This window comes from Aliiglaciecola sp. M165 (genome assembly GCF_007197995.1).
Lineage (GTDB): Bacteria > Pseudomonadota > Gammaproteobacteria > Enterobacterales > Alteromonadaceae > Aliiglaciecola.
Window position 1 is genome coordinate 21,627 of the sequence record NZ_VKKH01000009.1, and the last position, 11,894, is coordinate 33,520.

Genomic DNA, 11,894 nt, shown 5'->3' on the forward strand with positions numbered 1-11,894 from the left:
GGATTAAATCACGGTTTAACTATTTGCCTTTATGCTGCCGTGAGTCTGAAAACCTTTCTATTTTATAACCAGCCCAAGTTAAATCAGTATCCGCTGTGAAAACGAAATTCATTGTCATCACTATCGATTAACTGCGCCTCTTCTTTTGCAAAAAAATCGACGCGCTGAGTAATGTCCTCAACCGAGACTTTTTGCGCTAGGTTTAAATAATCTTGGAAATGCCGCGCTTCAGAACGCAGTAACGAGACGTAAAAAGTGTTGAGCTCTTGATCTAGGTGCGGAGCCAATTTTGCAAACCGCTCGCAAGACCGGGCTTCAATGTATGCACCACAAATCAAGGTATCTATTAGTTTTGCCGGTTCATGGGTACGCACATGCTTCATCATGCCTCGGGCATAGCGCGATGCAGTCAAATTGTCGTATTCTACACCGCGGCTTTGCATGATCTCCCAAACCTGTTGGAAATGATGCAATTCTTCTTTGATCAATAACACCATTTTGCTGATCAGTTCATCACCATGTTCAAAATTAGATTTACTGATGAGTTTTTTAGATAGATTGACATGATCAGAAAAATCGCCATTGCCGACTTTACGATAAACAAAATCTTCATAGGGCTTTAGCCAAGCCAATAATGCATCACCGCTGTCTTTGTCTACCGCATAACGACGCAATAGCAACATCGCAGTTTGCGCTGCCTTTAGCTCGCAATTTGCATGATCGACTAATAGTGTCGGCAAATTTTCGGGTTTAATGGCCTCGTCAATCCAACTTTGTGGGGTTGGGCATTTAAGGAAATCGCTGATGGGCAAAAGTAACTCAGAAATATTCAAGAAAGCATTCCAGTTTGGTTGAAATTTAAAGGTGAAGACTAGGCAACATTCGCTGATGTAATATTCTTACAACAGCTACCCCATAGTTAGCAGTTTTAAAATAGATCAGATGTTTACCCTGGCGATAGTATTTGTAACCTACTCGAATATGGTCACAGGATATTCCCTGTAAAGATGAAACTTCCAAACCTTCAAAAGCACAAACCATTTCATCAATATAATAGTTAGCTTGGCTGTTACCCCAATGTTCAAACAAATATTGCCAAATAGCTTGCAGATCCTGCTCAGCCAAAGGAGTAAGGCGGTAATTAGGCATTTTTTGCCATCATTTTTGCTTTGAAATCGTCCACATCGAATGGCTGCGGCTTTCCACTGGCTTCACCTTCAATTAACGCTTTTCTTATGGCATCATCATGGCTATTTTTTTCCTGATCTTCACGTAAAAGCGCGCGTATATATTCGCTGTCGTTAGTATAGCGACCAGCAACAATTTGCGCTTTTATCCATTCATCTTGTTGGTCTGTAACAGTAATAGTTTTACGAGTTGTTGACATAAGATCCCCCAAAGGTATGAAATATTCATACTATTGATGAGATTATAGTTCTTTTTTAAGAGTGTTACCAAAAGTAAATATGAGATCGAAAGTTTAGTCTGTTAGGAATTTCTAAAGCATTCTTTAAACCCGATGGGATGATAAAGCCTGGCACTAAAAACACAGTTGCACACTTAGGCCTTTAGCTTGCAAGTTGCATGTTCGACTAATAATGACGGCGAATATTCGGGTTTAATGACCTGTTCATTCCAGCGTTGCGGGGTTGGACATTTTTGGAAATCGCTGATGGGTTTGAGTAAAGTACCTATATTCAAATCTATGTTCACATTCAAATCGACTTTTTATTTCTCTAACCAGTTTCTTAATGTGATGTAAACGTCGGGATGACTGAGCAATTGCATATGGTTTATATCGCGAGCTATCCATTGATGCCGCACTGGAAAAAGTAATGTGAAAGGCTTACTTTCGTGCTTGCCTAAAGCACTATTCACTGACACCAAACCATCACCAACTAATGTCTCAGTCGTTTTATTGGGACTGTCCGAAGCCGTTGTTGCCACGGTAAAGCAGTTGACGTCTTTTGGCAGTGGTGTAGGCGTTCGTTTGTCTTTATGAAATTCGAACGGTTTGCGTTCTTCAGCGTCAGAAGCAAGTAAATTGCCGTGTCGAAGGTCACGGATCCCAGCGCTGCGAAACTTTGTTAAGCGTGTTAATGGTGCAGTGTACCCATGGATACCTAACAACATATCTAGCCAACTTCCCGCTTTTTCTAGCGGAGCGCCATGATGCGGAGTGCCAAGGAATACAATGTTTTCAATATACTCAGGCCATTTATGTTCAAATGACTGCGCTTGATGCATAGCACTTCTGGCAACTAGCCCGCCCATGCTGTGGGCAACGATTGATATCTCCAATTCAATGTCTGGTTCAATTTCAAGGACTTGAGTAATCAGTTTTTCAAGGGTGTGACTAAAAGCCTTGCCATTCTCATAGACGTGCAGTCCAGTGTTGTAGTGCAGGTAAGCCGTTGTGACATTTAGATCGTTTGACAATGCTTTGCCATGATCATGCCCTCTTTGCTGCCATTGCAAATGATTCATGCACAAACCATGGACCATAATAAGCAGCTTGCCTTCAGATTGTTTAATCGATTCGGCTAATGCTTCTGAGCTGATTTTATTCCCATCTTGATAGAGTGCCATGGGGATCGCCAACGGACTTTGTTGCTTGACCAAATGATCCCCCAACACGCCGTTTAATGCAGCAATGAGCGCCTCGCCGCTAGGTGACCTACCTTTTTTTCCAAGCGCCTCACTAATCATGCCAAGCGGAACGTCGAGCCCCTTGCCTACCAACTCAGTAATATTTTGAATGGTTTGGTAAACCATTCGGGTCATGCCGCGTTGATGTTCTTTATTGGGTGTTGAAGAAAACTTGGATAGCGGATTGATGCGATGATGCATAGATTCCACTATATTCGTAATAGCAATAATCGCATCCACGATTAACTGGTTTGCACTTTGGAGGTCGGATTTGGAAGCGTGGTCGCCCCGTTCATCCTGTTTTGAGGAAGACAAATGATCAACTTATTGAGTTAGACGGCCTCCAGCATAACATTAATTGGTGTTTTTAACTGAACTATCCTAATTATGGCAAACTCAATTGGCGGCCGTATGTTACCAGCCGCCACCTAGAGCCAAGTTTAAGTCAACAAATTGAGAAAGCGACGCGCGTTCAATGGACAAGAGGTTGCTGCGTGCCGAGAAAACCCGCTGCTGAATAGTTAACACATCCAATAAACTAATTTCCCCTTCATTATATTGAAGATTGGCAATATTGAGGGCTTTTTCAGATTCAACCAACACGGTAGTAAGCGCTATTTTTCGCTCGCGCAATACAGTGCCTTGATCCAGGGATTGCTCTACATCAGCAAAGGCGTTGAGTGCAGCTTGTGCGTAACTGGCAACTGCTGCTTCTTGATCAGCAGTCGCCGCATCGACTTGTGCATCAAGGCGTCCGCCATCAATCAGTGGCGCGGCCAAACTAGCAACCGCCTGCCAGGCTAAATTAGCAGGGTCAAGAATATTACTTAGGGAATTGGATGTACCGCCCAATGAGCCGCTTAGTGACAAACTCGGCAGTTTAGCAGCTTTTGCTACATCGACTTGATTAAAGGCTGCGGCGACATTTCGCTCTGCTGCAACCAAATCGGGTCTGCGTTCTAGCAGGTCAGACGGAATACCCGCGGGGGGCGTATCAGGCAAATCAGGGAGTTCTTTATCCGTAGCGAGTTCTGCACTGGGGTATCTGCCTAATAATAGCTCTAAAGCACGCGTGGCATCTCGCTGACCTGCCTTACTTGAAATCAGGCTATCTTGTGCACTGGCAAGATCTGCTTTTGCTAAAGACACATTTTGTTGGTCAGCCAGGCCGTTGTTGAACTGCACTTGAACAATACGATTGGTTTCAACTACCGTATCAACGCTTTTTTGTGCTATGTCTAATTGTCGGTTTGCCTCAATTGCTACGAAATATGCTTTAGCAACGTTGGCAGCTAATGAATATTGGGCGAATTTGTACTCTGCTTCTGCAGCAGCGACGCTTTGTTGCGCGGCAAGATTACCCGAACGAATACGTCCCCAAAGGTCGGCTTCCCAACTGGCTTGAACCCCTACGTTCAGATTGTTGCTGCCACTGCCTTCAACTGCGCCGGCTGACGAGCTTCCCAGGCTTGCATTTAACTGCGGTGATAACGCAGATGCTGCCTGATTTGATAAAGCTCTGGCGCTGTCAACACTTGCGGCTATTGCCTGTAAGCTTTGATTGTTTTTTTGTGCCTCTGCGACCAAAGCGTCTAATATCGGATCTTGAAGTTGGGCCAGCCAGTCTACATCAACGTCGCCGACTTTTTCTTTCATCATAGCCCATTGACTTGGCAGGTCAGGCAAACTTGCTGCGGTTGCCGCTCGAGCATCTTCTACGCGAGACAAATCGCCCGTCGCACAACCACTTAAGTAAAATGCTAAGCATACCGCTGTTGCTGATTTCAAATACTTAGTTTTTATAGAGGAACTCATTGGCAAAGGCATTACGCCACCTCACTTTCAGTGTTGTTAATTTTGAATACTACAGCGTAAAGCGCAGGCACCACGACTAATGTAAGCAATGTCGCGAAAGTTAAACCGAAAACCAATACAACTGCCATGGATTTAAAGAAAGCATCGCCAAATAAAGGAATAACGCCTAATACGGTGGTGAGTGCACCCATCATCACGGGACGCACCCTACTCGCTGCAGAATCAACCACCGCATCAAATCGCGCCTTACCTTCGGCAATTTCGATGTCCATTTGATCGACCAGAACAATTGCATTTTTAATCAATAAACCAGACAGGGAAAGAAGCCCGAGTATGGCCATAAACTCCATAGGCGTGCCCGTTGTCAGTAATCCAAGCACTACCCCAATTAACGAAAGCGGTACTACTAACCAGATAACCAGAGGTTGTCGCAAGCCGTTAAACAAAATCACAACGACTAACACCATGGCGAGAAAACCCAATGGTAAAGTACTGGCTAAATCTTCGTTCGCCTCGCTACTATCACCAGACTCACCTCCCCATTCAAGGGTAACGCCTGGCGGTAGTTCAATCGCTTCAATTTGAGGTAGCAATCGAGCTTGCAAATCGGAGGCGAGATCGCCCGCCACAGGGTCCGCTTGCGCTTTAATCTTCCACACTCTGTCTTCACGCAACAACAATGAATTGCGCCACACCATATCAATACTATCAACCACTTCGTTTAACGGCACCGCTGCACCTGTTGCAGGGCTAATGATTTGGATCTGCGCCATGGACTCGGCATCTAAGCGTTCTGATTCAGGAGCCCGAGCAATTATAGGGATAAGCGTATCGTTTTCTCGATAAACGCCAACCGAGCGACCAGAATAATTTGTGAGTAATGCCTGTGAAAGATCCTGACGTGATATGCCCAATCGACGCCCTTTATTCGAAGAGTATATAGGCTCTATTATACTGACCGGCTGTCGCCAGTCGTCTTTGATGGAAATAGCACGCCCGTCTGCTGTCATGATGGCCTTAGCTTGGTCGGCCAAGTCACGTAATACGGCTGGATCTGGTCCGCTAAATTCAGCTTCGACTTTAGAACCACCGCCGGGTCCTAGCTGGAAGCGCCATACTTTAGATTGAGCATCGGGATAACCTTCATCCAGATAAGCTTGGATCTTCGGAATTAGGCCGCCAACCGCGTCAAAGTCGTCTGCTTTTAACAGGAATTGACCATACGCCGAGTTGCCACTTTCTCCACCGTACACCAGCATGTAACGCAATGCGCCTTTGCCAATTAACGTTTGCACATCTGCAATGCCATCATAGGTGAGCAGTTCTTCTTCAATCTTCAGCATGTCAGCTTTAGTTTGAGAAATATCTGTGCCTTCCGGTAACCAATAATCAACGACCACTTGTGGCGTTGTAGAAGCAGGGAAAAAACCTGCTTTTACAAACTGAAATCCCCACACTGACACGGCAAAAAGGGCCACTGTTGCACCAATCGGCACCCAGCGGATTTTAAGCATAAAGCGCATAAATCCCTTGTAAGAAGATATAAATTTTCCTTCTTTGGGCGGCTCAGCGCCTGCAGGAACTTCATTAAACATCAAGTCAGCAAGAAAAGGCACAGCTGTAATGGCAAACACCCAACTGTACATAAGAGAAATCATGACTACCCAAAATAAATGTCCGGTGTATTCTGCAGTTGAGCCTGGCGCTAAACCAATAGGTGCAAAGGCAATAATACCGACTAAAGTGCCGCCCAACAGCGGCCAAATAGACCGTTCGATAATTTTTTTAACGATATTGAGTTTCTTTTCACCACGCTGTGTCCCTACCAGGATCCCTTCGGTCACCACAATGGCATTATCCACTAGCATGCCCAGCGCAATTATCAGCGCCCCCAATGATATTCTGTGCATGGGAATATTGATTAAATACATAGTGGCAAGTGTGGCGGCAATAGTGATGATAAGCGTTGCACCGATAATGATGGCCGACTTAATTCCCATGAAGAAAAACAAGGTCACCAACACGATGACTAAGGCTGCAGCGACATTTAATACAAAGTTTTCCACTGCTGCATCGGTGATTTTGCCTTGATGATAGTATTCATGCAGTTCTATCCCTATCGGACGCTGATCTTCAACACTGGCAAGTTTAGCCTCGATTGCATTGCCCATTTTCACCACATTGGCGCCTGTCACATTCGAGATTCCAAAGCCTATGGCAGGTTGACCGTTATAACGAATTTCGTCAGTGAGAGGAGTCTGATAAGAGCGGGTGACTGTTGCCACATCGCGCAGATAGATAAGCGTACCTTCATTGTCGGTAGACACCACGAGATCTCTAATCTCTTCAACAGAATCAATCGAGCCAGAAGGTTGAATGACTAACCGACGATTACCAGCTTGAACATTGCCGGCTGGACTCACCGCATTTTGCTGCTCTAACACCTGATAAATTGTGTTAACTGTTTGCCCCAGTGCGGCGGCTCTGTCGCGAGATATTTCTACGTAGATCGCTTCACTTTGTAACCCTGATAAAGAAACTTTTGCGACACCTTCCACGGTCAAAACATCGGTACGCAACTGTTTTGCGTACTCTTCTAATTCTTTATAGGTAAACCCTTCGCCTGTTAACAAATAATAGACGCCATACACATCACCAAAATCATCGTTTACGATCGATGTGTAAGCGCCAGGAGGCAGCGAACTTTGCGCATCACTGACTTTGTTACGAAGCTTTGACCAGATCGCCTGAAGTGCTTCTTTAGATGGTGAAAACTCGTATTTGATATCTACATTAATTCTGGAAAGGCCAGCAGACGAGGTGGATTCTAACGTATCGACTTCCTGCATTTGCTGAATGGCACTTTCTAATGGTTCGGTAATTTCATTGGCAACTTCTGTAGGCGTGGCACCTGGATATTGCGTGATCACTACCGCAGTGCGTATGGTGAACTCGGGATCCTCGAAGCGCGACATGTTTTTATAGGCATTCCATCCACCTATGAGCGACGCAAGAATAACAATCATTGTTATCAAGCGATTCTTCATCGCGAAAATTCCTGGATTCATAACATCATTCCTGTTGGGTTAGGCTAAATGGCAGACTAGTTTTCTAAACGGCGGATTTTCATCCCGTCATGCAGATACGAAGCACCAGCGCCAACAATGGTGTCGCCAGCTACCAAACCCGATTCGATTGCCAGTGCTTCCCCTACACCTGCGCCAACTTGTACATTTTGCCTCGCCACTGTCATGGTTTCGGAATTGACTTTCCAGACATATTGCCCCTCGCTGTCAGACAATACCGCGCTTAAAGGTATCGATATTTGCCCTTCTTCTTGCGCATCTGAAGACAACCTAAGGCTCGCTTTAACGACTCCAGTCATTCCAGGCAATATGACCAAATCTTCAGGAGGGGTAAATCCAAACCGCACTTCAAAGGTTTGCGACCGTTCGTCAGCTTGGGCTAATGCAGCAACAAACTCAGCTTCAATCTCATATTGATTCGCAGCATCGAGCACAACCACAGTTTCAATTGGTTCGATTTGTTTTGAGCGGGTAACCAGACTAGCTGGAATTTTCACCATGGCTTCTGCCGCACCTTCGGTTTGCAAAGTGAAAACAGGCTGAGTTGGGCTTACTGTATCCAATTCTTTTGCATGCTTTACCGCAACAACCCCATCAAACGGCGAACGCAACACGGTATCTTCCATGGCCTTTTTCGCCGTATCCAGTTGCGCACTCGTGACGTTCAACTGAGTCAAGCGTTGGTCATACACTGTTTGAGCGATGGCGTTTTCTCTGATAAGTCTCTGCGCACGATCAAAATCCAGTTTAGCGGCATCGTACTGAGTCTGGGCAGTTTGCAATTGATTGTTAAAACTGCGCTGAACCAAAGTTGCGATCACGTCTCCTTGTTTAACTTCTTGCCCTTCTCTGACATTGAGTTTCTCAATCTGCCCTGAAACCTGAAAGGTCAAATCCTTTGAACTTAACGCTTCCACAACGGCAGGAAAATTAAAGTGTTTGATATTCGAAGATGCAGTTACTTCGATCAATTTGGCAGGCCGAACAACCTCTACTTTTTCTGGTGCTTGTTCTTGTCCACAACCACTAAGGATGCTTAAAGTGGTTGTAATCAGAAGTATATTTTTCTTTGAAATCATTGTTCTACCTTGTTTGATTGCTGTCACAATGCAATGAGTAAATACGTTTAACCTAAGTTGTAATTAAAAGCTTAGTGCAAATTTAATAATAAAAGAGTTAGATATATCGACAAAAAACGCCCCGACCAAGGGCAGAATGATAAAAGCCGTTGGCGCTGGTCCATGGGCTTTGGTCACGGCTGTCATGTTAGCAATTGCAGTAGGGGTCGCCCCTAATGCAAAGCCTCCAAACCCTGCACTTAGCACAGCAGCCTGGTAATTTTTCCCCATCAACGGGAATAACACGTAGATAATAAACACGACAGCACCTAGGGTCTGCAATCCCAGAATAATCAATAACGGGCCAGCTAATCCTGCGATGCTCCATAATTGCATACTCATCAATGACATGGTCAGAAAAAGGCTTAAGGAAAAATCCGAAACAATGGCTAGCGACCTTGTGCGAGCCGGCCAGTGCAGTTTCGGAAATATCCTTGGCACTGTGTTGGACAGAATAATTCCAGTAAGCAAACAAGTGACAAAGAGCGGTAACTTAAATCCGAGTTCAGTCAACGCGCTATTTGCGATGTAACCCAAAATAATGCATACATGGATAACTAATAAGACAGCCATGAAACTTAGATGATTAAAAGATTCGGTATCGGTTTTGTGATACTCAATCCCCACAGAGGGCTGCTCAATTGACTCACTTTTAAGCTGATGTCTGGCCAATAAAAATTTGGCTATAGGGCCCCCAACCAGACTGGCAATGACTAACCCAAGGGTCGCAGCTGCAACGCCAATTTCCAACGCATTGGTAACACCTAACGCGGCAATTTCCGGCGCCCAGGCAATAGCGGTACCATGACCACCAATCAATGAAGCGGAACCAGCAAGTACTCCGATGGGAGATTGCACCTCTAGAAATAAAGCGCTGCCAATCCCAATGACATTTTGAATCACAATAAATGACAAGGTCAGTGCTAACAGTATCAATAAGGGTTTACCGCCCTCGACCAGATCAGAAAATCTGGCATTTAGCCCAATCGCTGTGAAAAAATATACCAACAGCCGATCGCGAGTTGAGAGGTCAAAGCCAATTTCGCTGTCGGTTGTCGCATAGACAAGATAAATCACCAGCGCCGCCAACAGCCCTCCTGTAACAGGCTCTGGGATATTGTAATCTTTAAGAAAATCAATCTTCTTTGTGAGATACACACCAACAAAAAACACCAAAATGCCAATGGTGTAAGACATAAAACTATCGAAAGACAACTCTGTCATCTACTGCTTTCCTGTGCAGAATTAATTCTCGTTAATGCTTCAACCAGAAATGCGGTATTCAACCCAACGATGATAAGCCCATTTGCTGCAGTAAAACTTGCCAACAAGCGCCAGTCTTTTTCTAACGTGATATCGCCATACCCCAGCGTGGTGAACGTCACTACGGTAAAATAAAGTGCCGATTCAAGGTCAGTAAAAACGTCATTTAACAAAAATACTACTGCCCATAGCCAAGAACTGACCGTCAGTCCCAATACTAACCACAATACCATGACAATCAGAACAATGGTTCGTTTTGTCATGATCGGTGGTGATGCAATCCACTGGCCATTTTTTGTCAACCAAAGAGTCAATGTATTGATGAACAATACGTGCAAAACAACCGTTCCGCATATCACTAAAGTACCCACTATAATTTGTTCGATCATGGTTTTAGAATCTTAATTTGAATACGGTGAAAAAAATTACGCGCTTTGCGCACGAATTAATTTAAAACTGAGTTTTGATTCATAGCAAAACCCGTTGTTATTAGAGTGCCTCTTAGAGAATATCACCTCTAATGATGCTTATTGTTCGATAGTCGCTCGAAATCCGTCACAATAGGACAATCAAATTTCAGTTTTTGACAAATTAAATATGTATTATTTTTTTATGACGCTTCAAGTGTCAAACAGTAACGCCAACGATACATTTAATGCTATATTTTTTCGCAGATAATTGCTTCATTTCAATAAAAATCAATCACTAGCGCACTCAACACAGGCCTAACATGACAAAAAAAATGCTACAGAAAATGCTCATTGCGTCCCTTATTGGTTATTTAGTGGCTTGTGCAAATCCTGTACGTACGTTGACAAAACAGCAGCTAATCGAAGACAAAGCTGCGTTTGCACAAGAGTATGAAGATGATTTGAATGTGATGGCCAAAAAAAGCCAAGTTCGCCTGGCCACCGAGTATCATCATCAAGCGCAACAAAGTTATGACATTTTGGTGTTATCTGGCGGTGGCGCTTACGGTGCATTTGGTGCTGGGTTTTTAAAAGGTTGGGGAAACGTATCGGATAGCGAATTAGCCCGGCCTGATTTTGACAGTGTCAGTGGTATTAGTACTGGCGCTTTGATCGCACCCTTTGCTTTTGTTGGCACTGAAGAATCTTACGAGCAGATCGTAAACCTCTACCGTAACCCAGATAAAGGTATGGTTGTTCCGCGTTCGATCATTTCATTCCTAACAGGCAGTCAAGCTTATTATGACGCACGAGTTTTACACAAACGGATCAACGAAAGCATCACACCCTCTCTGGTCAACACCATTTCTGAAAAAGGCAGCAAGAACAGCACACTGATTGTTGGCGCAACCAATCTCGACTATGGCGTAATGCGCGTTTGGGATTTGTCTGAAATCGCGAAAACCCAAGATTCTCAGAATGCCAGGAAGGATATTACCCAAAAACTCATTGCTTCCTCAGCCATTCCAAGCGCATTTCCACCCGTTACCATTGACGGCCATTTGTACGTGGATGGAGGGGCATCAATGCAGGTGGTCAGCGGAATTGATGATAGAAGTTGGCTGTATGAAGAGAACAGCACGTCGATGGAGTTTGTTGAAGCTAACAGGCCATTGCGCCTCAGAATATGGATTATCGTAAATAATAAACTTGTTCTTGATCCGGACGTTGTGCGCAATGCCTGGTCGTCTATTGCCACGCGCAGCTTGGTGTCGTTAATGCGAGGCTCAACCTTGCAAACGATTCAAGACATCGAGACCTTTTCACATATGATCAATAAACGCAGTGACTTTGATGTGGAAATGCGCTTTGTCTCGATACCTCAACATTTTGAAATTCGCACCTCAGATGACCTTTTTGATAGCCAAACCATGCAAGAGCTCGTTGAATTGGGAGAGAAAATGGGAGCTGATCCTAAAAGTTGGAAATCCCGCGCGCTACGGCCGGGTGCGTCTATACTTAAAAATTGATGATCGGTTTTGATATAGTCGTTC

At 44.5% G+C, this 11,894-nt stretch carries 11 protein-coding genes; 1 reads left to right on the forward strand and 10 read right to left on the reverse strand.

Features of this window, described 5'->3' with window-relative positions:
• Nucleotides 1-83: 83 nt before the first annotated feature.
• The 10 genes from miaE (FM019_RS17555) to FM019_RS17600 form a co-directional block, all read right to left on the reverse strand.
• Nucleotides 84-833, reverse strand: coding sequence for a tRNA isopentenyl-2-thiomethyl-A-37 hydroxylase MiaE (gene miaE, locus FM019_RS17555; protein WP_143837275.1), 750 nt, complete (start codon nt 831-833; stop codon nt 84-86).
• Between the two features lie 25 nt (nt 834-858).
• The gene (locus tag FM019_RS17560; RefSeq protein ID WP_143837276.1) at nt 859-1,149 is read right to left on the reverse strand and encodes a type II toxin-antitoxin system RelE/ParE family toxin; all 291 of its coding nucleotides are present in this window, start codon (nt 1,147-1,149) and stop codon (nt 859-861) included.
• Nucleotides 1,142-1,387 (reverse strand): type II toxin-antitoxin system ParD family antitoxin, encoded by a 246-nt coding sequence (locus tag FM019_RS17565; protein ID WP_143837277.1) that lies wholly within the window; start codon nt 1,385-1,387, stop codon nt 1,142-1,144. The genes FM019_RS17560 and FM019_RS17565 overlap by 8 nt, the downstream gene beginning before the upstream one ends.
• A gap of 173 nt (nt 1,388-1,560) precedes the next feature.
• Nucleotides 1,561-1,713 carry a tRNA isopentenyl-2-thiomethyl-A-37 hydroxylase MiaE gene (gene miaE, locus FM019_RS21150; RefSeq protein WP_185969335.1) on the reverse strand — a complete coding sequence of 51 codons (153 nt, stop codon included), beginning with the start codon at nt 1,711-1,713 and terminating at the stop codon, nt 1,561-1,563.
• A 15-nt stretch (nt 1,714-1,728) separates the two neighbouring features.
• The gene (locus tag FM019_RS17575; RefSeq protein ID WP_143837279.1) at nt 1,729-2,964 is read right to left on the reverse strand and encodes an esterase/lipase family protein; all 1,236 of its coding nucleotides are present in this window, start codon (nt 2,962-2,964) and stop codon (nt 1,729-1,731) included.
• A gap of 99 nt (nt 2,965-3,063) precedes the next feature.
• Nucleotides 3,064-4,476 (reverse strand): efflux transporter outer membrane subunit, encoded by a 1,413-nt coding sequence (locus FM019_RS17580; RefSeq protein ID WP_143837280.1) that lies wholly within the window; start codon nt 4,474-4,476, stop codon nt 3,064-3,066.
• Nucleotides 4,476-7,532: an efflux RND transporter permease subunit gene (locus FM019_RS17585; RefSeq protein ID WP_143837281.1), complete on the reverse strand. Its 3,057-nt coding sequence runs from the start codon at nt 7,530-7,532 to the stop codon at nt 4,476-4,478. The genes FM019_RS17580 and FM019_RS17585 overlap by 1 nt, the downstream gene beginning before the upstream one ends.
• Before the next feature lie 35 nt (nt 7,533-7,567).
• Nucleotides 7,568-8,629: an efflux RND transporter periplasmic adaptor subunit gene (locus FM019_RS17590; RefSeq protein ID WP_143837282.1), complete on the reverse strand. Its 1,062-nt coding sequence runs from the start codon at nt 8,627-8,629 to the stop codon at nt 7,568-7,570.
• Between the two features lie 63 nt (nt 8,630-8,692).
• Complete coding sequence (gene gltS, locus FM019_RS17595; protein ID WP_143837283.1) at nt 8,693-9,892, reverse strand: sodium/glutamate symporter; 1,200 nt, start codon at nt 9,890-9,892, stop codon at nt 8,693-8,695.
• Nucleotides 9,889-10,320 (reverse strand): potassium channel family protein, encoded by a 432-nt coding sequence (locus FM019_RS17600; protein ID WP_143837284.1) that lies wholly within the window; start codon nt 10,318-10,320, stop codon nt 9,889-9,891. Before FM019_RS17600 ends, gltS begins: the two co-directional genes overlap by 4 nt.
• A 341-nt stretch (nt 10,321-10,661) precedes the next feature.
• Between FM019_RS17600 and FM019_RS17605 the strand changes: the two genes are divergently transcribed.
• Nucleotides 10,662-11,870, forward strand: coding sequence for a patatin-like phospholipase family protein (locus FM019_RS17605; protein WP_143837285.1), 1,209 nt, complete (start codon nt 10,662-10,664; stop codon nt 11,868-11,870).
• Nucleotides 11,871-11,894 lie beyond the last annotated feature (24 nt).